Origin of the sequence: Streptomyces sp. MUM 2J (assembly GCF_022414535.1) — a bacterium.
In the GTDB taxonomy this organism is placed as follows: domain Bacteria; phylum Actinomycetota; class Actinomycetes; order Streptomycetales; family Streptomycetaceae; genus Streptomyces.
Genome location: NZ_JADWYM010000019.1, coordinates 15,794 through 37,824, shown reverse-complemented (window position 1 = coordinate 37,824; position 22,031 = coordinate 15,794). Strand labels below are relative to the sequence as shown.

Sequence of the window (22,031 nt, the reverse complement as noted above, 5' to 3'; positions counted from 1 at the left end):
TGACTGTGACGGCTCGGGGGACGGGAACGTGCGGTACGGGGCGTTGCGGATCGATCTCGAACAGGGCACGGCGGGCGGCGGTCGAGACCGGTAGGTGATCCTCCGTTGATCCGGGCCGCGACCGGAGGGCCCACCGGCTCGCGGTGGCCCCCTCCCGGCTCGCGGCACGGGGCGTGTCCCGAGAGGAGCGGCGGCCGCCCGGAGGGCGGGCCCTGCGGCGTCCGGTACGTGCGATCACACGGCGGAGGGCGCCCGCGGACGGGGCGTGCGGGCCCGACGACACGGCGTGCGCGCGTCGGACGCCGCGGGGCGGGCGGGTCTTTCCCCCGGCGCCCTAGCTGACCACGTCCTTGTGGGCGAAGCCCCGGAAGGCCAGGGCGAACAGCACCAGCGCGTACGTGACGGAGAGGGCGGCGCCCTGGATCACCCCGGACCACTCCGGGTGGGGCTGTACGACGTCCGCCCAGGCGAACTGCCAATGCGCGGGCAGGAAGTCGCGCCAGTGGCCGAGCGCGGTGACGGCGTCGAGGACGTTGCCGACGATGGTCAGGCCGACCGCACCGCCGACCGCGCCGAGTGGGGCGTCCGTCCTCGTCGACAGCCAGAACGCCAGCCCCGCGGTGACCAGTTGGGACACGAACAGGTACGCCACGACGACCACGAGCCGCTGCGCCGCCGTGCCCGCGTCCAGCGCGCCGCCCGTGGGCAGTTCCAGCGGGCCCCAGCCGTAGGCGGCCGTGCCGACGGCCAGGGCGACCAGCGGCAGCAGCACCATCGCGGCCAGGCTGAGCCCGAGGCCGACGGCGAGCTTGGAGGCGAGCAGCCGGGCCCGGGGCACCGGCGCCGCCAGCAGGTAGCGCAGGGAGGACCAGGACGCCTCCGACGCCACCGTGTCCCCGCAGAACAGGGCGACCGGGATGACCAGGAGGAAGCCCGCGGAGACGAACAGGTTGACAGCGGCGAAGTTGGCGCCGGACGCGGTGGCCGTGTCCATGAGGGTGAGCGCGCTGTTGCGGCCGCCCGGCTCCCCTCCGATCGCGAAGGCCGTCAGCAGCACGAAGGGCAGGGCGGCGAGGATGCCGGCCATGACCAGCGTGCGGCGCCGTGTGAGCTGGCGGACCAGTTCGACGCGCAGCGGCAGGGTGCGGCGGGCCCGGTAGCCGGGGGCGGCCTCGGTGAGCGTGCTCATGCCGAGCCTCCGATCAGGGTGAGGAAGGCGTCTTCCAGACGGCCGTGCGGGCCTAGCGACGTCACGGGCACGTCGAGCCGCACCAGGTCGGCGACCAGGCGGGCCGCCGTGCCGTCGGCGTCCAGCCGGATCAGGAGCCCTTCGTCGGCGCGCAGGGCGGAGGCGACGCCGGGCAGCGCGGCGGCCTTCTCCAGCACCCGGTCCGGCACGGGTGCGTCGGTGCCGACGAGCAGCGTGTCCCCGGCGCCGACGATCTCGCCGACCGGGCCGGCCTGGACGAGCCGGCCCCGGTCCATGACGACCAGGTGGGTGCAGGACTGCTCGACCTCCGCGAGCAGGTGGCTGGAGACGATCACCGTGCGTCCGCCGGCCGCGTACCGGATCATCACCTCGCGCATCTCGCGGATCTGGGGCGGGTCGAGGCCGTTGGCCGGCTCGTCGAGGATGAGCAGGTCGGGCAGGCCCAGCATGGCCTGGGCGATGGCCAGGCGCTGCCGCATGCCCTGTGAGTAGGTGCGCACCGCCCGTTCGAGAGCGTCGCCGAGGCCCGCGATCCGCAGCGCCTCGTCGAGGTGGGCGTCCTCGGCCGGGCGGCCGGTGGCCCGCCAGTACAGGTCCAGGTTCTCCCGGCCGGACAGGTGCGGCAGGAAGCCGGCGCCCTCGACGAAGGCGCCGACCCGGGACAGCACGGGTGCGCCGGGGCGGACGGCGTGGCCGAAGACGCGGATCTCGCCGCCGTCGGGCCGGATCAGGCCCATCAGCATCCGCAGGGTCGTCGTCTTGCCTGCGCCGTTGGGGCCGAGCAGGCCGAGCACCTGGCCCTGCTCCACCCGGAAGGTCAGGTCGCGTACGGCGTACCGGTCACGGGCCCCGGCGTACCGCTTGGTCAGATCGGTGATCTCCAGCGGCACGCCGGCCAAGGCGGGGTCGGGCGCGGGGGCGGTGGTGCGGCGGCGGCCCGCCAGCAGCAGGACCAGCGCCGCGGCGGCGCCGGTCGGGGGCAGCCACCACACCCAGGACGGCAGGGGGGCCGCGGCGGTACGGACGCCGGGGGCGGTGGGGACCGACAGATCGCCCTTCAGGGCGACGGTGTAGGTGGCCGGGGCGGCCGGGGAGGCGTAGCCGAGGTCGGTGGAGGCGACGACGAGACGCAGGCGGTGCCCCTTCTGCACCTGGTGGTCGACGGCCGGGAGGGTGAGGGTGACGTCCTTGCCGGACCGGGCGCCCTGGACGCGCAGGGGAGTCACCAGCCCAGCTGGCAGGACGGGCCGGCCGCCGTCGGGGCCCACGTCGTAGACCTTGCCGAAGAGGACGGCGTCGTCGCTGGTGGACGTGACGTGGAGGGTCGCGGTCGGGGTGCCGGTGATGCGGAGGTCGCCGGTCAGGGGAGCGGACTCGAACGACGCGTACTGGCCGGGGAAGTCGAGCGAGACGCCGACGCCGAGGGAGGACAACCGGGCGAGGCCGCCGCCCGCGCCGAGACCGGGCAGGGCGGAGACGGCGGGCGGGGTCGCGCCGGCGGGATGGGTGACCTGCTGCGCCCGCCCGGTGAGCGGGACGGTCTGCGGTGCGTTGCGCAGGCCGGGGTAGGTGCCGGCGCTCGCGCCCCGCAGCCGGGCGGCGCCATCGGTGGAGTCGACGCCTCCGGTGCGGGTGACGCGGAAGCCGGGGCCGGTGGCGGTGCCCTTCTCGTCCTTGAGGTAACGGTCGAACCAGGCCCTGACCCGCCCCTGGGCACGGGCGCGTTCCAGGTCGCCGCCGTCGTGGCCGCCGGCGATCCAGTCGACGTCCACGGGGGCGCCGTTCGACCGGATCTGCCGTGCCGCGGCGTCGGCCTGACCCAGGGGGAACAGGGAGTCGGTCTGGCCCTGCACCAGCAGGGTGGGCACCTTGATCCGGTCGCCGACCGCGGACGGCGAGCGCTGCTCCAGGAGGGCGCGGGCCTGCGCGTCGGGGGTGCCCGACTCGGCGATCCGCTCGTACATCCGGCACAGCGCGGGCTCGAAGCGGGCGCAGCCGCCGCCGCTGCTGACGAAGAGTCCGGCCCACAGCTTCTTGAACACGCCGTTGGGCAGGAGGGCGTCCGCCAGGTTCCAGTAGGTGAGCGACGGGGCGATGGCGTCGACGCGGGGGTCGTGTCCGGCGGTCAGCAGGGCGATCGCGCCACCGTAGGAGGCGCCGGCCATGCCGACGCGGGGGTCGCCGGCACGGTCGAGCCGGACCTCGGGCCGTCGGGCCAGCCAGTCGATGAGCCGGGAGACGTCGGCGACCTCGCCGCGGGGGTCGTTCAGCCCGATCTTGCCGGTGGACCCTCCGAAGCCGCGGGCCGACCAGGTCAGCACGGCGTATCCGGATCCGGCCAGGTCCTCGGCCTGCCGGCGGACGTCCTCCTTGCTTCCGCCGAAACCGTGGCCCAGCAGGACGGCCGGGTGGCGGCCGGCGGTCCCGGGGGTGAAGTAGGAGGTGTCCAGGCGCACGCCGTCGCCCACGGCCATGACCTGGTCGGTGCGGCGCACCGCGGGGCGGTCGTCGGAGGCGGCGGCCGAGGTCACCGTCCAGGTGCCGGCCCCGGCGAGGACCACGACGGCGGCCCCGGCGGCCAGGAGACGCCGGGGCGCGCGCAGTATCCGCCGCAGGGGCGGGCGAAGATCCATGCCCCAACCGTACGGGCCGCCCCCGGCGGCCGGCGCGGTCCCGGGGGTGGAGCGGCCGCCCCTCCTGTGGGCGTACGGGGGCGAACGCGCGTACCGCGCTCGCCGTACGCGGTCGGGCCCGGGCGCCCCCGGGGGTCGACGCCGGCCGGCGGGTGTCGCGGCACGGACGAGGTACCGGGCCGGTACCTCGTCCGTGCCGCGGCGGTGATGTCGCCGGTTCCCGGCGGACGGGCGGCCCCTGACGGGCGAGGACCTGGGACGTGGGCGGGTCGGACGCCTGGCGATCGAGGCGGCGGCCCCCTGACGGGTGAGGACGTGGGCGAGGACGGCGATCAGCGGGCACGGGCACGGCGGGGCACAACGGCAAGCGCCAGGCGGCGATCGTCCTGCGGAAGCCTCGGCGGGACCGCGGCCCAGTAGAGTGCGGAACACAGAACGCCTGCGGATTCGGGCGGATCAGGACGGGGGAGAGTCATGAAGCTCAAGCACAGGGCTGCCTGGTGGGGGATCACGGCGGCGGCGCTGGTCGCGACCGCCGGGTGCAGCGGCGAGACCGCCAGGGACACCGCGAAGAAGGCCGCGGAGGTTGCGGACAAGAGCACCGACCAGATCATGGCGACGCTCACCCGCGCGTCGGACAAGACGAAGGGACTCGGCTCCGCCGAGATCCGGACGACGACCGTGATCGAGGCGACCGGCGGCAAGCCGATCTCCATGGAGGGCACCTACTCGTGGGGCGACGGTGCCGCCATGGACGTCCGGATGGACACCGCCGCGGCGCAGATGAGCGCCCTGCAGGACGACCCGACCACGCAGCTCAAGATGGTCGACGGCGCCTACTACTACGGCATCGACCCGCAGCCGAGCGGCGTGCTGAAGGGCAAGCACTGGATGCGCATCGACGTCTCCGCGGTGGCGGGCGAGGCGGGCGCCAACAACATCGCGAACAACGCCGACCCCACGGCCGGCCTGCGCTACGTCGGCGCCTCGAAGAAGGTGAAGGACCTCGGCGAGGAGACGGTCCTCGGCAAGTCGGCCACCCACTACCGGGGGACCGTCGGTGCGGAACAGATCAAGGACTCCAAGTTCACCGCCGCGGAGAAGAAGGCCGCCATCGACTCGCTGAACGCGAGCGGCGGGCAGATCACCTACGACATCTGGGTCGACCACTCAGACCTGCCCGTACGCATGGAGCAGCATGGCGCCGGCTTGTCCGTCACCATGGACTTCCTGAAGTTCGGTGCCACCAAGGCGATCACGGCGCCGCCCGCCTCCGACACCGGTGATCTCACCGAGCAGGTCAGGAGCCGGCGGGACGCCGCGCTCGGCCAGTGATCACGACGGTGCCCCGTCCCCAGGGAGACGGGGCACCGTTCGTCTCGAGCCTCAGTGGTTGCGCGGGAAGCCCAGGTCCACGCCCATCGGGGCGTCGGCCGGGTCGGGCCAGCGGGTCGTGACGACCTTGCCGCGGGTGTAGAAGTGCGTGCCGTCGTTGCCGTAGATGTGGTGGTCGCCGAAGAGCGAGTCCTTCCAGCCGCCGAAGGAGTGGTAGCCGACGGGCACCGGGATCGGGACGTTGACGCCGACCATGCCGGCCTCGATCTCCAGCTGGAAGCGGCGGGCGGCGCCGCCGTCCCGGGTGAAGATCGCGGTGCCGTTGCCGAAGGGGGAGGCGTTGATCAGCGCCACGCCGTCCTCGTAGGTGTCGACGCGCAGCACGCACAGCACCGGACCGAAGATCTCGTCCCGGTAGGCCTTCGCGCCGGTCGGCACCCTGTCGAGCAGTGAGATGCCGATCCAGTGGCCGCCCTCGAAGCCCTCGACGGTGTGGCCGGTGCCGTCCAGGACCACTTCGGCGCCCTCGGCGGCCGCACCCGCGACGTAGGAGGCGACCTTGTCGCGGTGGGCGGCGGTGATCAGCGGGCCCATCTCGGACGCCGGGTCGTTGCCGGGACCGATCTTGATCTTCTCGGCCCGCTCGCGGATCTTCTCCACCAGCGTGTCGCCGATCGCGCCCACGGCCACGACCGCCGAGATGGCCATGCAGCGCTCGCCCGCCGAGCCGTAGGCGGCGGACACGGCGGCGTCCGCGGCGGCGTCCAGGTCGGCGTCCGGGAGGACCAGCATGTGGTTCTTCGCTCCGCCCAGGGCCTGCACACGCTTGCCGTTCGCGGAGGCGGTGGTGTGGATGTGGCGGGCGATCGGGGTCGAGCCGACGAAGGACACCGCCTTGACGTCCGGGTGCTCCAGGAGCCGGTCCACAGCCACCCTGTCGCCGTGCACCACGTTGAAGACGCCGTCCGGCAGCCCGGCCTCGGCGAGCAGTTCGGCGAGCCGGACGGCCGCCGAGGGGTCCTTCTCGCTCGGCTTCAGCACGAACGTGTTGCCGCAGGCGATGGCGATGGGGAACATCCACATCGGGACCATCGCCGGGAAGTTGAACGGCGTGATGCCCGCGACGACACCCAGGGGCTGCCGGATCGCGGCCACGTCCACCCGGCTGGCGACCTGCGTCGACAGCTCGCCCTTCAGCTGCACGTTGATGCCGCACGCCAGGTCGACGATCTCCAGGCCGCGGGCCACCTCGCCGAGCGCGTCGGAGTGCACCTTGCCGTGTTCGGCGGTGATCAGCTCGGCGATCTCGTCGCGGTGCGCGTCCAGCAGCGCCCGGAAGCGGAAGAGGATGGACGTGCGCTGGGCCAGCGAGGACTGCCCCCAGGCGGCGAAGGCGTCCCGGGCCGCCGCGACCGCCGCGTCCACCTCCTCCACCGAGGCGAAGGCGACCTGCGTGGTGACCTCGCCGGTCGCCGGGTCGGTGACCGGCCCGAAGCTGCCCGACGTGCCCTCGACGGCCTTGCCGCCGATCCAGTGGTTGACGATCTTCGTCATGCCCGGTTACTCCTTCACAGATGGCGGCGTCGGGTCGAGACGTGCCGTTCGTACAGCTCACGTGCCTTGACCGCCGACGGTCGGGCCGCGGTCTCGGCCACGGGTACATCCCACCAGGCCTGCGCGGGCGGCGCGCCCGACACTGTGTCTGCCGTTTCGGTCTCGACGTAGACACATGTGGGAGTGTCGGCGGCCCGGGCCTCCGTCAGGGCAGCGCGCAGATCCCGCACGGTCTTCGCGCGCAGGACCCGCATGCCCAGGCTGGCGGCGTTGGCGGCGAGATCGACGGGCAGCGGCGCCCCCGTGAAGGTGCCGTCGTCCGCCCGGAACCGGTACGCGGTGCCGAACCGCTCGCCGCCCACCGCCTCCGACAACCCGCCGATGGACGCGTACCCGTGGTTCTGCACGATCACCACCTTGATGGCGATCCCCTCCTGCACGGCGGTGACGAGCTCCGTCGGATTCATCAGGTAGGTGCCGTCGCCGACCAGCGCCCACACCGGCCGGTGAGGGGCGGCGAGCTGCACGCCGATCGCGGCGGGGATCTCGTAGCCCATGCAGGAGTAGCCGTACTCCAGGTGGTACTGGTCCACCGACCGGGCCCGCCACAGCTTGTGCAGGTCGCCGGGGAGGGACCCGGCCGCGTTGACGACGATGTCCGACTCGTCGACCACCGCGTCCAGGGCGCCCAGGACCTGCGGCTGCGTCGGCCGCACGTCGGGTTCGTCGGCCTCGAAACAGGCCTCGACGCGCTGCTCCCAGCGCTCCTTGTCCTCGGTGTACTCGGCGACGTAGGAGTCGGCGACGCGATGGGCGTGCATCAGCAGCGCCTCGGTCAGCTCCTCCAGTCCGCTGCGGGCGTCCGCGATCAGCGGCATCCCGGCGAGCTTGTGTCCGTCGTGGGGCGCGATGTTGAGGTTGAGGAACCGGACGTCCGGCCGCTCGAACAGGGTGCCGGACGCGGTCGTGAAGTCGGTGTACCTGGTTCCGATCCCGATCACCAGGTCGGCGGTGCGGGCCAGCTCGTCGGCGGTGGCGGTGCCGGTGTGGCCGATGCCGCCGACGTCCTGGCGGTGGTCGTGGGGCAGGGATCCCTTGCCCGCCTGGGTGGAGGCGACGGGAATGCCGGTGCTCCCGGCGAACTCGGCGAGGGCCTGCTCGGCGCGGCTGTGGTGGACGCCGCCGCCCGCGATCACCAGTGGCCTGCGGGCCGTCCGGATCGCGGTCACGGCCTCGGCCAGCTCGGTCGGGTCGGCGCCGGGACGCCGCACGACCCACACACGTTCGGCGAAGAAGCGGTCCGGCCAGTCGTACGCCTCGGCCTGCACGTCCTGGGGCAGGGCGAGGGTGACCGCGCCGGTCTCCACCGGATCGGTGAGCACGCGCACGGCCTCCAGGGCGGCGGGGATCAGGGCCTCGGGGCGGGTGATGCGGTCGAAGTACTTCGACACCGGCCGCAGGCAGTCGTTGACCGACGCGTCACCCGCGTACGGCACCCGAAGCTGCTGGAGCACCGGGTCGGCGGGGCGCGTGGCGAAGACGTCGCCGGGCAGGAGCAGCACGGGCAGGTGGTTGACGGTGGCCAGGGCGGCGCCGGTGACCAGGTTGGTCGCACCGGGGCCGATCGAGGTGGTCACCGCGTGGGTGGACAGGCGGCCCGACTGGCGCGCGTAGCCGACGGCCGCGTGCACCATCGCCTGCTCGTTGCGGCCCTGGTGGTAGGGCATGTCGCGGGCGTACTCGACGAGCGCCTGGCCGATCCCGGCGACGTTCCCGTGGCCGAAGATGCCCCAGGTCGCGCCGATCAGCCGGTGGCGTACGCCGTCCCGCTCCGCGTACTGGGCGGTGAGGAAGCGGACGAGCGCCTGTGCGACCGTGAGCCTCGTCGTTGAGGTCATCGGCAACCCTCCGTGTGGTCCGGGTGATCCGGGTGGTCCGGTGGTTCGGGAGACGGGCCGTCCGGGCGGCCCCCGGGCGGCCCCGGTGAGAGCCGTGGATTCCACGATGACCCGCCGGGCCCCGGATCCGCTCTCACGCCAGGGGAATACGCACGGGTGGCCGCAGCCGTTCGGGACCTCCGGCGCGGGGCCGTAGCGGGCGGGGAGTCGTCGCTCGCACTTCGCTCCTGCCAGGGCGAAGCGGTCTCCCGCGCCGGAGGCGATCAGGGTGGTGGGTGTTCCCGTGGTGCCGCGCTCTCCCCGCACGGTACAAGCACCGTGGGCAGCGAGGTAGTTGCGGGCCGTCACAACGGGCGCCGCGTCCCCGGGCCGATGCCCCCGATGGGCGCGGCGGCCCGCCTGCCTCCACGCCCGCGACGGGCGGACGGTGCGCATCGCCCCTGCCGTCCCGCGGCGCCCGGCGACCCTTCACCGGACCGCTCCCGCGTCGACGGCGGCCTGCACCTCGCGCGGTGTCGGCATCGCCGAGGAGCACTCCAACCGGGAGGCGACGAGGGCGCCCGCGGCGTTCGCGTGGCGCACGGTCCGCACCAGGTCCCAGCCGGCGAGCAGCCCGTGGCACAGCGACCCCCCGAAGGCGTCGCCGGCACCGAGGCCGTTGAGGACCTCGACCGGCAGCGGCGCCACCTCGGCCTGCTCGCCGTCGCGGCCGACGGCGAGGACGCCCTCGGGGCCCTGTTTCACCACGGCCAGGTCCACGCCCGTGTCCAGCAGGGCGCGGGCGGCGGCGTGCGGCTCGCGGAGGCCGGTCGCGACCTCGACCTCGTCGAGGTTGCCCACCGCGACGGTGGCGTGCCGCAGGGCCTCGGCGTAGAAGGGGCGCGCGGACCGGGGATCGCGCCAGAACATGGGGCGCCAGTCCAGGTCGAGGACGGTCGGGCCGGCCTTGGCGCGGTGGGCGAGGGCCGCCAGCGTCGCCGCGCGGCTGGGCTCCTCGCACAGGCCCGTTCCGGTGACCCAGAAGACACGGGCGGCGCGGATCGCGTCGAGGTCGAGGTCGCGGGCCTCGATCTCCAGGTCGGGGGCCTTGGGCTGCCGGTAGAAGTAGAGCGGGAAGTCGTCCGGCGGGAAGACCTCGCAGAAGGTGACCGGTGTGGGCAGACCGGGGACCGGGACGACCCAGCGGTCGTCCACGCCGAACCCGCGCAGCGCCTGGTGGAGGTAGGTGCCGAAGGGGTCGTCGCCGGTGCGGGTGATCACCGCCGTGCGGCGGCCGAGGCGGGCCGCGGCGACGGCCACGTTGGCGGCCGAACCGCCGAGGAACTTGCCGAACGATGTGACCTCGGGCAGCGGGACGCCGGTCTGGAGCGGGTACAGGTCCACGCCGATCCGGCCCATGGTGATCAGGTCGTACCCCATCGGCTTCCCTCGTCTCGTCTTCCCGTCGTCTTCGGTCGTCTTCCCGCGCATCGGCCCTCCCCGGCTTTCTAGTCCCCGGCATGACGCGCTGTCAATGTTTTGTCCGGACATTCGGACCAGAACGTCCGGGTCGGCCGTCGTCGCCACCGTCCGGGCGCGGGCACCATGCCAGACCCCCGAGCCGGAAGGCGTGCGCGACCCGGGTGGACCGCGGGGCGGCCGCGGCCGGCGGAGCGGAACCATCTGCACCGGCATATGCCATTGCGTCACCCCTGTCACAAAGACCACGCCTCTGTCACACATGTCGCGTGTACGCGGGTCTTGCGTCACACCCGGTCGACAACTGCTGCCCCGCGCCGACTCCGTGTCGTTCACCGGGCACAGGCTTGATGATCGCCAGCGCAGCGCCCGGCTCCCCCGAAGGCCGCCCCCCGGCCGCCGCCGCGGCGTGCGCGGGGAGGTGCACCTCATGACCGACCGCAGGCTCTGGTCGTACAAGGAGATCGCGGCGCACATCCGCGTGCAGCCGGACACCGTACGGTCCTATCGCAAGCACGGACTGCTTCCCGCTCCCGACCACGTGGAGGGCGGCAAACCGTACTGGTACGCCGACACCGTCCGGGCGTGGGTGGCCGCACGGCCCGGCAACCGGGGCCGCAGGCAGGACTGAGGCGGCTCCCGCCGCCCGAGCCCCGACCGTCGCGAGAACCGCTGTGTGCCCCACGGCCGCGTGGGGCACAGCGCGATGCACGGCCTTCTCCGTGACACCCGTCCTGACCGGCGGGAGGACCGTGCCGGGGCCCGTTCAGCGGGACCTGCGCCCCACCCGGTCTCCGGCCGCCGCAGCCCCGCGCGCCCGATCCGGCCCGCTCAGCCGGGCACCCCCACCGCGTCCCGGTCGCGTTCGCCGGAGGCCGGCGCCGCGGGCCCGCCCTCGCTGAGTCCGAACCGCCGGTGGAAGCGGCGCAGCGGGGCCGGGGCCCACCAAGTGGCGTGTCCGGTGAGGCGCATGACGGCCGGGACGAGCAGACTGCGCACGACCATCGCGTCCATGAGCACCGCGAGGGCGATGCCCAGGCCGAGCATCTTCGTGTTGGTGACGCGTGAGGTGCCGATCGCCACCATCACGACCGCCAGGATCACCGCCGCCGCGGTGATCAGACCGCCGGTGCGCTGCAACCCGTGCCGCACCGCGGCGCGGTGGTCACCGGTCGCGTCGTACTCCTCCTTGATGCGGGAGAGCAGGAACACGCCGTAGTCCATCGACAGGCCGAACGCCACGCAGAACATCAGGACGGGCAGGGTCGTCTCGATCGAGCCGGGGCTGGTGAAGCCGAGCAGTCCGGACAGGTGGCCGTCCTGGAAGACCCAGACAACGGCTCCGAACATCGCGGTCAGGCTCAGCGCGTTGAGCAGCACGGCCTGGAGGGGTATCAGCACACTGCCGGTGAGCAGGAAGACCAGCAGCAGCGTGACCACGGCGATGAACACGGCGGCCCACGGCAGACGTTCGGCGATGGCGTCCTTGGAGTCGACCAGGACGGCGGCGGTGCCGGTCACCTTCGTGTCGAACGGAGCCTCGGTGGCGCGCAGTTCACCGACCAGGCGCTGCGCCGCGCCGTCGACGGACTCGCCCTTCGGCTGCACCGTGAAGTACGCCAGGTCGCCCTCGACCAGCGGGCCGTCGACCCGGAGCACGTTCGGGAGGGCGGCGACGCGTTCCTTGTAGGCGGCGTACCCCTCCGGGGTGGCGCGGCCCTCCGCGAGCACCTCCAGACCGCCGCCGGGGCTGCCCGGGAAGCCGTCCCGCAGATGCTGCTGGACGACGTGGGACTCGGCTCCGGCTGGCAGCTGGCGGTCGTCGGCGGTACCGAACGTCACGCCCAGGAAGGGCAGGCCGAGGACGATGAGGACGGCGGTCGTGGCGACGGCGAAGAAGGGGGCGCGCCGCATCACCAGGGTCGCCAGGCGCGCCCAGGCTGTGCCGGGCTCCGCACCGGCGCGGGCGGGCCGCCGGCCGCGTCGCAGCAGCCGCCCGAGATCGAGGGAGTCGACCCGGCGGCCGAGCAGGACGAGCGCTGCCGGCAGGAGGATCAGGGCGGCGGCCGCGGCGAGCAGCACCACCGCGATGCCGGCATAGGCGAAGGACCGCAGGAAGTACTGGGGGAAGACGAGCATCGCCGCCAGGGACACCGCGACGGTGAGCGCGGAGAAGAGCACGGTGCGGCCGGCGGTGCGCAGGGTGCGGCCGACGGCGTGCAGCGGGTCGGCTCCGGCGGACAGCTCCTCGCGGTGGCGGCGGACGATGAACAGGGCGTAGTCGATGGCGAGGCCGAGACCGAGGGCGGTGGTGAGGTTCATCGCGAAGACGGAGACGTCGGTCAGCTCCGCCAGCCCGGACAGCACCGCGTTGGTGCCCAGGATGGCCACGATGCCGATGCCGAGCGGCAGCAGGGCGGCGACCGCGCTGCCGAAGACCGTCACCAGCAGGACCAGAGTGATCGGCAGAGCGATCATCTCCGCCCGGGTGAGGTCCTCCTGGATGGTCGCCTGCATCTCGTGCCGTACGGCGACGATGCCGCCGATCCTCACCTGGACCGGTCCGTGCGCACCCCGGTAGTGCGGGGCGATGCGGTCGAGGGTGTCGGCGGCCTCGCTCTCGTCGCCCGTGATGCGGGCGGCGATCAGCGCCTCGCGGCCGTCCTCCGCCCGCAGGGCGGCAGCCGCCGAGGGGGCGGCCCGCCAGTAGGAGCCGATGCCGGTCACCCCGCGTTCGGTGGCCAGCCGCCGGGTCAGCCGGTCGGCCTCGGCGGCGACCGCGGGGTCGTCCACCGAGGCGCCGCCCGCGTCCACCAGGAGCAGCAGGTTGGGCTGCGAGCCGGGGAACTCCCGCTCCAGCGCCCGCGTCGCGTACGTCGACTCCGCGGCCGGGTCCTGCCAGCCGCCGCTGCCCAGCTTGTCGGCGACCCCACCGCCGGCGAGCACGGCGAGCAGGGTGAGCACCAGGGCCGCCAGGAGGGACAGCCGGGGGCGTGCGGTGACGAGGGCGGTCCAGCGGCCCACCGACACGTCCCCGGGGCCGGCCGGCCCGTCGTCGGATGTGGTGTCCCTCGTGGCGTCGGTCATCGTGCGGTGTCCCCTTCACCCTCACTCGGCCCCAGCCTGCCGCCGTGCACACGGGCTGCACGGGCTGCACGGGCAGGCAGCATGGGTATGTCATTGCCGTAGGCTCAAAACACGAGAGATCGCTCGCGTTCCCCCAGAATGCGAGCGGCCGCTCGTGTTTGTCAATCTCATGCGGAGAGCTGGGGATAACGCGTGCCCGAACACCAGACCACCGAACAGCCGCGCCGCCGCCAGGCCCGCGGCGAGCGCCGCATCGCCCAGTTGCTGGAAGCGGCGGCCCAGGTCTTCTGCACCACCGGTTACACGGCCGCCTCCACCAACGCCATCGCCCGCGAGGCCGGGGTCTCCCCCGGCACGCTGTACCAGTTCTTCCCGAACAAGGAGGCCATCGCGATCGAGCTGGGCGACCGGCTCATGCGGACGATGCGCGCCGCCTACGGCGAAGCGCTCGCCCCGGTCGACCCGGCGACCCCGCTGGAGGAGGCGGTGGGCGCCGCCGTCGACCGGTTCATCGACTTCAACTGCGCCAACCCCGTCTTCTTCGCCCTCATGCACGGTCCCGACATCCCCGGCCGGATCGGCGAGGAGCACGACGCCCTGCACGCCACCCTGCTCACCCGCATCGAGGCCCTGCTGTCATCGTTCCTGCCGTCGGCACCCCCCGCGGAGCTCACCCGCACCGCCCACATGTGCCTCGGTCTGTACAAGGCGGGCCTGGAACTGGTCCTGGCCCACGAGGGCGCCGAGCGCGAGGCGTACGTCCGGGAGCTGAAGAACGCCCTCATCCGCTACCTGGCCCCCCTGGCCGGCGACCCACCCGAACCCGGCGCGCGCGACTGACCCCGGGGGCGCGCCCGCAGCACCGCGCGGCGGACCCGCCGACCGCCTCCCGCGAAGGCCCCCGCCGGGGGCCCTGAGTTCCCGAACCACACCAGCACGGACAACCACCCGGGGCGCACCCGCCCCGCGCGCGGACACCCCGCGGAAACCCGCCGCACCCCACACCCCTCGCCCTCACCCCGGGAACGACATCCCGGCGCCGTTCGGGCGCCGGCCCCGGGCACCCTCTTGGAGAAATACCCCCTAGGGGTATAGTCTGGATTCTGGAGGGGCCCCCACGGGACCCGTCAGCCCCACACGCCTCGACGAGGAGTAACGACATGACCACCCAGACCGACACCCAGGCTTCCGTCACCGCCGTCTACAAGGTGAGCGGCATGAGCTGCGGGCACTGCGAGGGTTCCGTCAGCGGCGAGATCTCCGAGATCGCCGGTGTCACCTCGGTGAAGGCCGTGGCCGCCACGGGTGAGGTCACCGTCGTCTCCGCCGCCCCGCTGGCCGAGGAGGCCGTCCGCGCCGCCGTCGACGAGGCCGGTTTCGAGCTCGTCGGCCAGGTCTGAGCGCACACCCCCCGCAGGCGGATCCCGGCCGTACGGATCCGCGGCACGCATCACCGGAACGGCTCCCGCCGGTGCCCGCTTCCGGAGACGCGCACCCCTTCGGTTTCCCGACCGGGCCCGCCGACCGGCTGATACCGGTTCCGCACGGCCCGGTCCGTCGTCTGGAGTCCGGACATGACCAGCACCACCCCGCACAGCGGGATAGCGGAACGCACCGAGGAGCCCGCCGGCACAGCCGAGGTCGAGCTGCTCATCGGCGGGATGACCTGCGCCTCCTGCGCGGCCCGCGTCGAGAAGAAGCTCAACCGCATGGACGGTGTCTCGGCCACCGTCAACTACGCCACCGAGAAGGCGAGGATCTCCTACCCGGCCGGCATCGAGGTGGCCGATCTCGTCGACACCGTCGTCCGGACCGGCTACACGGCCGAGGTACCCGCCCCGCCGCAGCCCGAGGAGGCGGAACCGGCGGCAGCCGACGCGGACCCCGAGCTCACCGCCCTGCGCACCCGCCTGCTGGTCTCCGCCGTGCTCGCCGCGCCCGTCGTGCTGCTCGCGATGGTACCGAGCCTGCAGTTCGACAACTGGCAGTGGCTCTCCCTGACGCTCGCCGCACCGGTCGTCGTCTGGGGCGGTCTGCCCTTCCACCGGGCCGCCTGGACCAACCTCCGGCACGGTGCGTCCACCATGGACACCCTCGTCTCGCTGGGCACGACGGCCGCGTTCGGCTGGTCGCTGTGGGCGCTCTTCCTCGGGGACGCGGGCAGGCCCGGCCTGCGGCACGGCTTCGACCTCACCCTCTCCCGCGCCGACGCCTCCTCCACGCTCTACCTGGAGGTCGCCGCCGGCGTCACCGCCTTCCTGCTCCTCGGGCGCTACCTGGAGGCCCGCTCCAAGCGGCGCGCGGGCGCCGCCCTGCGGGCCCTGATGGAGCTGGGCGCCAAGGACGTGGCCGTGCTCCGGGGCGGCAGGGAGGTGCGCGTGCCGGTGGCTCAGCTGGCCGTGGGCGACCGCTTCGTCGTCCGGCCCGGCGAGAAGATCGCCACCGACGGCACCGTCGTCGAGGGATCCTCGGCGATCGACGCCTCCATGCTCACCGGCGAGTCCGTGCCGGTGGACGTGACGGCCGGCGACACGGTCACCGGCGCCACGGTCAACGCCGGCGGCCGGCTCGTCGTCGAGGCCACCCGGGTCGGCGCGGACACCCAGCTGGCCCGCATGGCCCAGCTGGTGGAGGACGCGCAGAACGGCAAGGCCCAGGTGCAGCGGCTCGCCGACCGGGTCTCCGCCGTCTTCGTCCCGGTCGTCCTGCTCGTGGCCGCGGGCACGTTCGGCGTGTGGCTGGGTGTCACCGGTGACACCGTCGCCGCCTTCACCGCGGCCGTCGCGGTTCTGATCATCGCCTGCCCGTGCGCCCTGGGCCTGGCCACCCCGACCGCGCTCATGGTCGGCACCGGCCGCGGCGCACAGCTCGGGATCCTCATCAGGGGACCGGAGGTGCTGGAGTCCACCCGGCGCGTCGACACCGTCGTCCTCGACAAGACCGGCACGGTCACCACCGGCCGCATGACCCTCCAGGACGTGTACGTCGCCGACGGCACCGACGAGCAGGACGTGCTGCTGCTCGCGGGCGCCCTGGAGCACGCCTCCGAGCACCCCGTCGCCCGCGCGATCGCCGCCGGCGCCGAGGAGCGCGTGGGCACGCTCCCAGGGGTCGAGCGCTTCGAGAACGTCCCCGGGCGGGGCGTGCGCGGGCGCGTGAACGGCCACGAGGTGGCCGTGGGGCGGCTCGCGGAGAACGGCGAGAGCCTCCCCGGGGAGCTGGCGCAGGCGCGGAAGGAGGCGGAGCGGGAGGGCCGCACGGCGGTCGTGGTCGGCTGGGACGGCGCGGCCCGCGGCGTCCTCGCCGTCGCCGACGCGGTGAAGGGGACCAGCGAGGAGGCTGTGCGGCGGTTGCGCGCGCTGGGGCTCACGCCGGTACTGCTGACCGGTGACAACCACACGGTGGCGGAGGCGGTCGGCGCGCAGGTCGGCATCGACGAGGTGATCGCCGAGGTGCTGCCCGAGGACAAGGTCGACGTCATACGGCGGCTCCAGGGCGAGGGCCGCGTGGTCGCCATGGTCGGCGACGGTGTCAACGACGCCGCCGCGCTGGCTGGCGCCGACCTGGGCCTGGCCATGGGCACCGGCACGGACGCGGCGATCGAGGCGAGCGACCTGACACTGGTGCGCGGGGACCTGCGGGTCGCGGCGGACGCGATCCGGCTCTCCCGCCGGACGCTGGCCACCATCAAGGGCAACCTCGTCTGGGCCTTCGGCTACAACGTGGCCGCGCTTCCCCTGGCCGCCGCCGGGCTGCTCAACCCCATGATCGCGGGGGCGGCGATGGCCTTCTCCTCCGTGTTCGTGGTCACCAACAGCCTGCGGCTGCGGGCCTTTCGCTGAGGCACGCAACTCACATAAGCTCTTCACAAGTCTTGCGCATCGTCCTCGCGCTCGGGCTCCGATCGCCATATCGGGGCTCTTGCGCATCTAACGGACATATGCAAGAGACACAGATCACAGTGATGTGAACGTAACCATCGAAGGGGTTCGACGGTCTAAGTTGGCGATGTCAGGAAGGCGTCTTGGGGGGCGCCGACTGGCATCTGGGGATGTCTTGGGGGACTTCTCCAGAGATGCGTTGCCGGGGCACGTACACCGGGGAGCTTTGAGCGGCCCTCCCAGCGTGCGCTGTCCCGGCAGACCGCAACCGAGTAGCGAGCAGTCCGCGCGGCACGAACGGTACGAACCGTGCGAGGAGTAGTACGAGCGGTTCTGCTCATTCTGCTCAACAGCGATTCAGGCGCTGTGTCCTCACAGGCGCCCGGCCGGATCCCGTGGGGGGAATCCGCACCGGGACATGGGAAGGCGCCCTGGTCGTCGGCCCGTGGGGGGACCGGCGCACCGGGGCGCCTTTCGCCTTGCCCGGCCGCACACCCCGGCGGCGGGGCCGGGCGAAGGGCCGGGACCGCCGCCCCGCCGCCGGGGTGTGCGGCACGCGAAAGGGCCGCCCTTGCGGACGGCCCCTGGCGGGCACGGGCCCGGCCGGTGACGGGGCACCGTACACCGGCACCCCTCAGGCGGCGGTCAGCGCTCCTCGACCGGGACGAAGTCGCGCTGGACGACGCCCGTGTAGATCTGGCGCGGGCGGCCGATGCGGGAACCCGGCTCCTTGATCATCTCGTGCCACTGGGCGATCCAGCCCGGCAGCCGGCCGAGGGCGAACAGGACGGTGAACATCTCGGTCGGGAAGCCCATGGCCCGGTAGATCAGGCCGGTGTAGAAGTCCACGTTCGGGTAGAGGCTGCGCGAGACGAAGTAGTCGTCGGAGAGCGCGTGCTCCTCCAGCTTCAGCGCGATGTCCAGCAGCTCGTCGGACTTGCCGAGGGCGGACAGCACGTCGTGCGCGGCGGCCTTGATGATCTTGGCGCGCGGGTCGAAGTTCTTGTAGACCCGGTGGCCGAAGCCCATCAGGCGGACGCCGTCCTCCTTGTTCTTCACCTTGCGGATGAAGGAGTCGACGTCGCCGCCCGCGTCGCGGATGCCCTCCAGCATCTCCAGCACCGACTGGTTGGCGCCGCCGTGCAGCGGGCCCCAGAGCGCGTTGATGCCGGCGGAGATCGAGGCGAACATGTTCGCCTGCGAGGAGCCGACCAGGCGCACGGTGGAGGTCGAGCAGTTCTGCTCGTGGTCCGCGTGCAGGATGAGCAGCTTGTCCAGGGCCGAGACGACGATCGGGTCGAGCTCGTACTCCTGCGCCGGGACCGAGAAGGTCATGCGGAGGAAGTTCTCGACGTAGCCCAGGTCGTTGCGCGGGTAGACGAACGGGTGGCCGACCGACTTCTTGTAGGCGTAGGCCGCGATCGTCGGGAGCTTGGCGAGCAGGCGGATCGTGGAGAGGTTGCGCTGCTGCTCGTCGAACGGGTTGTGGCTGTCCTGGTAGAAGGTGGACAGCGCCGAGACGACCGACGACAGCATCGCCATCGGGTGGGCGTCCCGCGGGAAGCCGCGGTAGAAGTTCTTGACGTCCTCGTGCAGCAGGGTGTGCCGGGTGATGTCGTCCTTGAACGAGGTGAGCTCGTCAACGGTCGGCAGCTCGCCGTTGATCAGCAGGTAGGCGACCTCCAGGAAGGTGGAGCGCTCGGCCAGCTGCTCGATCGGGTAGCCGCGGTACCGGAGGATGCCCGCCTCGCCGTCGAGATACGTCACGGCGGATTTGTAGGCGGCGGTGTTGCCGTACCCGCTGTCCAGGGTCACCAGACCGGTCTGGGCGCGCAGCTTCCCGATGTCGAAGCCCTTGTCGCCGACGGTACTGTCGACCACCGGGTAGGTGTACTCGTTGCCGTCGTACCGCAGTACTACAGAGTTGTCGCTCACGTCTTCCCTCACCGACGTTGTGCCTCATCTTCGAGGTGCCCTGACTGTCTCTACCTTCCCCCACTCGGCTCAGGAGAGTGCACCCGGGGTCGACCATCGGGCCTATCAACGGCACTGAGTGCCGTCAACTTTCTCATCCTGCCCCCTGTGTTCGCCATCCGGAAGACCTCTGTGACCTTCACGACTCATTTGATCGATCATTTTTTGCGATGCCTCACGATCCGCATGTGAACGCTTGCCGCGCATCCACCGCCGATCGAGGCACCGCGTGCCAGGAACCGCGAGGTCACAGCCCGGCCAACCGGAAGTCGAGAGCCGTGCAGCGCCGCCCGGCCGAAACCGTACGCACCGCCTGGCCGATCGCCCTGCGGGAACCGACCAGGACGACCAGCTGTTTGGCGCGGGTCACGGCCGTGTACAACAGGTTGCGCTGCAGCATCATCCATGCCCCCGTGGTGACGGGGATCACCACCGCGGGATATTCACTCCCCTGTGACCGGTGGATGGTCACCGCGTAGGCGTGTGCCAGCTCGTCCAGTTCATCGAACTCGTAGGGCACCTCCTCGTCCTCGTCGGTCAGCACCGTCAGACGCTGGTCGACCGGGTCGAGCGAGGTGACCACGCCCACGGTGCCGTTGAAGACACCGTTCTCCCCCTTCTCGTAATTGTTGCGGATCTGGGTGACCTTGTCGCCGACTCGGAAGACCCGGCCACCGACCCGCTTCTCGGGCAGGTCGGGGCGACCCGGCGTGATGGCCTGCTGCAGCAGGCCGTTGAGCGCGCCCGCCCCCGCCGGACCCCGGTGCATGGGCGCGAGCACCTGGACGTCGCGGCGCGGATCCAGCCCGAACCTGGCCGGAACGCGCCGTGCCGCCACGTCCACGGTGAGCCGCCCCGCCTCCTCGGTGTCGTCCTCGACGAAGAGGAAGAAGTCCTTCATCCCGTCGGTGAGGGGATGCCGCCCGTCGTTGATGCGGTGCGCGTTGGTGACGACGCCCGACTGCTGCGCCTGCCGGAAGACCCGGGTCAGCCGGACGGCGGGGACGGGGCTCCCGTCGGCCAGCAGGTCCCGCAGCACCTCCCCCGCGCCGACGCTGGGCAACTGGTCCACGTCCCCGACGAAGAGCAGATGGGCACCCGGTGGGACGGCCTTCACCAGCTTGTTCGCCAGCAGAAGGTCCAGCATGGACGCCTCGTCGACCACCACCAGGTCGGCGTCCAGCGGCCGGTCCCGGTCGTAGGCGGCGTCGCCGCCGGGCCTGAGTTCGAGCAGCCGGTGGACGGTGGAGGCCTCCGCTCCGGTGAGTTCGGCCAGGCGCTTGGCGGCGCGGCCGGTCGGCGCCGCGAGCAGCACCTTGGCCTGCTTGGCGCGGGCCAGCTCCACGACCGAGCGGACCGTGAACGACTTGCCGCAGCCGGGACCGCCGGTGAGAACGGCGACCTTCTCGGTCAGCGCGAGCCTCACGGCGGCCTCCTGCTCGGGCGCCAGCTCGGCCCCGGTGCGCTGCTTCAGCCAGCCGAGCGCCCTGCCCCAGTCGACGTCCCGGAAGGACGGCATCCGGTCCTCGCCGGTCCGCAGCAGGCGCAGCAGCTGCGCGGAGAGGGAGAGTTCGGCGCGGTGGAAGGGGACGAGGTAGACGGCCGTGACGGGCTCGGCACCGCCGTCCGGACCGGGCACCTTCTCCCGCACGACACCGGGGTCCTCGCCCTCCTCCGGCGGCGAGGACAGCTCCGCCAGGCAGTCGATGACCAGCCCGGTGTCCACCCCGAGCAGCTTGACCGCGTCCGCGATCAGCCGTTCCTCGGGAAGGAAGCAGTGTCCCTGGTCGGCCGACTGCGACAGCGCGTACTGCAGGCCGGCCTTCACCCGCTCGGGGCTGTCGTGCGGGATGCCGACGGACTGGGCGATCTTGTCGGCGGTGAGGAACCCGATGCCCCAGACGTCCGCGGCGAGCCGGTACGGCTGGTTCTTCACCACCGAGATGGAGGCGTCCCCGTACTTCTTGTAGATCCGCACGGCGATGGAGGTCGACACCTCCACCGTCTGGAGGAAGAGCATCACCTCCTTGATCGCCTTCTGCTCCTCCCAGGCGTCGGCGATCCTCCGGGTGCGCTTGGGGCCGAGGCCGGGGACCTCGATGAGCCGCTTCGGCTCCTCCTCGATGATCCTGAGGGTGTCCAGCCCGAAGTGCTGTGTGATCCGGTCGGCGAAGACCGGGCCGATCCCCTTGACCAGCCCGGAGCCCAGATAGCGGCGGATGCCCTGGACGGTGGCGGGCAGGACGGTGGTGTAGTTCTCGACGTGGAACTGCTTGCCGTACTGAGGGTGGGAGCCCCACCGCCCCTCCATCCGGAGGGACTCGCCGACCTGGGCGCCCAGCAGCGCGCCGACGACCGTGAGGAGGTCGCCGCCGCCTCTGCCCGTGTCGACCCGCGCGACCGTGTAACCGTTCTCCTCGTTGGCGTACGTGATCCGCTCCAGTACGCCTTCGAGCACCGCCGTCCGCCGTTCACCGGTGGACGTCCCCTCCTGCTGACCCATGATCCGACGGTACCGGTGGCCGCCGACAGCCGGGGGCGGGCCCGGGACGGGAGCGCCGGGCCCGCGCTGACGGAACACCGGTCGCACCGGCGCCCTCCCGCGGTGTCCGGCGGTGCGGCCACCGCGCGCCACGCCACCCCACCGCGCGCCACGCCGACCCCGGCGCGCGCCGCGCCGCCCGGCGGACGCGGACCGACGCGAACCGGACGGGGGCGGGTCGTTCCGGAGAAGGGGCACGGGAACCCCCGCGCACCGGGATACTGGTCCCCTTCCCCCACCAACCGCCCGGGCGTACGCCCGGGCCGAGGCCGCCGGCGTGGGGTCGCACGCGGCCGAGCACCGTCGATGCGGGCACGCCGAACGCGTCGGTGGCGCATCGGTCGTGCCGGCTCGGCAGGATGGCGGTGGACGACACGCCCGTGCCGCTCCACCGGGGAAGGCCGGACGGACGGGCACGACGGACGGATCGGGCGGTCGAGCAGGTCGAGCAGGTCGGAC

Annotated in this window: 13 protein-coding genes; 5 read left to right on the top strand and 8 right to left on the bottom strand. The window is 72.8% G+C overall.

Going from position 1 to position 22,031, the window contains the following annotated elements; translation table 11 throughout:
- Window positions 1–334: 334 nt before the first annotated feature.
- Both I3F54_RS17225 and I3F54_RS17220 read right to left on the bottom strand, forming a co-directional pair.
- A complete protein-coding gene (locus tag I3F54_RS17225) occupies window positions 335–1,189 on the bottom strand; it encodes an ABC transporter permease (protein ID WP_240119682.1) in 855 nt (284 codons plus the stop codon).
- Window positions 1,186–3,843 (bottom strand): alpha/beta fold hydrolase, encoded by a 2,658-nt coding sequence (locus tag I3F54_RS17220; RefSeq protein ID WP_240119681.1) that lies wholly within the window; start codon window positions 3,841–3,843, stop codon window positions 1,186–1,188. The genes I3F54_RS17225 and I3F54_RS17220 overlap by 4 nt, the downstream gene beginning before the upstream one ends.
- A 474-nt stretch (window positions 3,844–4,317) precedes the next feature.
- On the opposite strand from I3F54_RS17220, the gene I3F54_RS17215 reads away from it, so the two are divergent.
- Complete coding sequence (locus I3F54_RS17215; RefSeq protein ID WP_240119680.1) at window positions 4,318–5,178, top strand: hypothetical protein; 861 nt, start codon at window positions 4,318–4,320, stop codon at window positions 5,176–5,178.
- A 51-nt stretch (window positions 5,179–5,229) separates the two neighbouring features.
- On the opposite strand, the gene mmsA is transcribed toward I3F54_RS17215, so the two are convergent.
- The 3 genes from mmsA to iolC form a co-directional block, all read right to left on the bottom strand.
- Window positions 5,230–6,732, bottom strand: a complete 1,503-nt coding sequence (gene mmsA, locus I3F54_RS17210) for a CoA-acylating methylmalonate-semialdehyde dehydrogenase (protein ID WP_240119679.1) — start codon at window positions 6,730–6,732, stop codon at window positions 5,230–5,232.
- A gap of 14 nt (window positions 6,733–6,746) precedes the next feature.
- The gene (gene iolD / locus I3F54_RS17205) at window positions 6,747–8,630 is read right to left on the bottom strand and encodes a 3D-(3,5/4)-trihydroxycyclohexane-1,2-dione acylhydrolase (decyclizing) (protein ID WP_240119678.1); all 1,884 of its coding nucleotides are present in this window, start codon (window positions 8,628–8,630) and stop codon (window positions 6,747–6,749) included.
- 468 nt (window positions 8,631–9,098) lie between these two features.
- On the bottom strand, window positions 9,099–10,049 hold the full coding sequence (iolC, locus tag I3F54_RS17200; RefSeq protein WP_240119750.1) for a 5-dehydro-2-deoxygluconokinase: 951 nt from the start codon (window positions 10,047–10,049) through the stop codon (window positions 9,099–9,101).
- A 469-nt stretch (window positions 10,050–10,518) separates the two neighbouring features.
- On the opposite strand from iolC, the gene I3F54_RS17195 reads away from it, so the two are divergent.
- Window positions 10,519–10,719 carry an AlpA family transcriptional regulator gene (locus I3F54_RS17195; protein ID WP_240119677.1) on the top strand — a complete coding sequence of 67 codons (201 nt, stop codon included), beginning with the start codon at window positions 10,519–10,521 and terminating at the stop codon, window positions 10,717–10,719.
- 200 nt (window positions 10,720–10,919) lie between these two features.
- On the opposite strand, the gene I3F54_RS17190 is transcribed toward I3F54_RS17195, so the two are convergent.
- Window positions 10,920–13,073: an MMPL family transporter gene (locus tag I3F54_RS17190; protein WP_374205935.1), complete on the bottom strand. Its 2,154-nt coding sequence runs from the start codon at window positions 13,071–13,073 to the stop codon at window positions 10,920–10,922.
- Window positions 13,074–13,367: 294 nt separating this feature from the next.
- Between I3F54_RS17190 and I3F54_RS17185 the strand changes: the two genes are divergently transcribed.
- From I3F54_RS17185 to I3F54_RS17175, 3 genes are all read left to right on the top strand, one after another.
- Window positions 13,368–14,015, top strand: coding sequence for a TetR family transcriptional regulator (locus I3F54_RS17185; RefSeq protein ID WP_240119675.1), 648 nt, complete (start codon window positions 13,368–13,370; stop codon window positions 14,013–14,015).
- 320 nt (window positions 14,016–14,335) lie between these two features.
- The gene (locus I3F54_RS17180) at window positions 14,336–14,575 is read left to right on the top strand and encodes a heavy-metal-associated domain-containing protein (RefSeq protein WP_240119674.1); all 240 of its coding nucleotides are present in this window, start codon (window positions 14,336–14,338) and stop codon (window positions 14,573–14,575) included.
- 174 nt (window positions 14,576–14,749) lie between these two features.
- Window positions 14,750–17,017, top strand: coding sequence for a cation-translocating P-type ATPase (locus I3F54_RS17175; RefSeq protein ID WP_240119673.1), 2,268 nt, complete (start codon window positions 14,750–14,752; stop codon window positions 17,015–17,017).
- A 684-nt stretch (window positions 17,018–17,701) separates the two neighbouring features.
- Here the strand turns inward: I3F54_RS17175 and I3F54_RS17170 are convergent.
- Together I3F54_RS17170 and I3F54_RS17165 are read right to left on the bottom strand one after the other, a co-directional pair.
- The gene (locus tag I3F54_RS17170; RefSeq protein WP_240119671.1) at window positions 17,702–18,991 is read right to left on the bottom strand and encodes a citrate synthase; all 1,290 of its coding nucleotides are present in this window, start codon (window positions 18,989–18,991) and stop codon (window positions 17,702–17,704) included.
- A 286-nt stretch (window positions 18,992–19,277) separates the two neighbouring features.
- Window positions 19,278–21,533 carry an ATP-dependent RecD-like DNA helicase gene (locus I3F54_RS17165; protein ID WP_240119669.1) on the bottom strand — a complete coding sequence of 752 codons (2,256 nt, stop codon included), beginning with the start codon at window positions 21,531–21,533 and terminating at the stop codon, window positions 19,278–19,280.
- Between the last annotated feature and the right edge of the window lie 498 nt (window positions 21,534–22,031).

What these genes read in the sequence shown, in the direction of transcription:
- I3F54_RS17225 (WP_240119682.1), bottom strand. Translation starts at nt 1,189, where the DNA reads ATGAGCACGCTCACCGAGGCCGCCCCCGGCTACCGGGCCCGCCGCACC.
- I3F54_RS17220 (WP_240119681.1), bottom strand. Translation starts at nt 3,843, where the DNA reads ATGGATCTTCGCCCGCCCCTGCGGCGGATACTGCGCGCGCCCCGGCGT.
- I3F54_RS17215 (WP_240119680.1), top strand. Translation starts at nt 4,318, where the DNA reads ATGAAGCTCAAGCACAGGGCTGCCTGGTGGGGGATCACGGCGGCGGCG.
- mmsA (WP_240119679.1), bottom strand. Translation starts at nt 6,732, where the DNA reads ATGACGAAGATCGTCAACCACTGGATCGGCGGCAAGGCCGTCGAGGGC.
- iolD (WP_240119678.1), bottom strand. Translation starts at nt 8,630, where the DNA reads ATGACCTCAACGACGAGGCTCACGGTCGCACAGGCGCTCGTCCGCTTC.
- iolC (WP_240119750.1), bottom strand. Translation starts at nt 10,049, where the DNA reads ATGGGGTACGACCTGATCACCATGGGCCGGATCGGCGTGGACCTGTAC.
- I3F54_RS17195 (WP_240119677.1), top strand. Translation starts at nt 10,519, where the DNA reads ATGACCGACCGCAGGCTCTGGTCGTACAAGGAGATCGCGGCGCACATC.
- I3F54_RS17180 (WP_240119674.1), top strand. Translation starts at nt 14,336, where the DNA reads ATGACCACCCAGACCGACACCCAGGCTTCCGTCACCGCCGTCTACAAG.
- I3F54_RS17175 (WP_240119673.1), top strand. Translation starts at nt 14,750, where the DNA reads ATGACCAGCACCACCCCGCACAGCGGGATAGCGGAACGCACCGAGGAG.
- I3F54_RS17165 (WP_240119669.1), bottom strand. Translation starts at nt 21,533, where the DNA reads ATGGGTCAGCAGGAGGGGACGTCCACCGGTGAACGGCGGACGGCGGTG.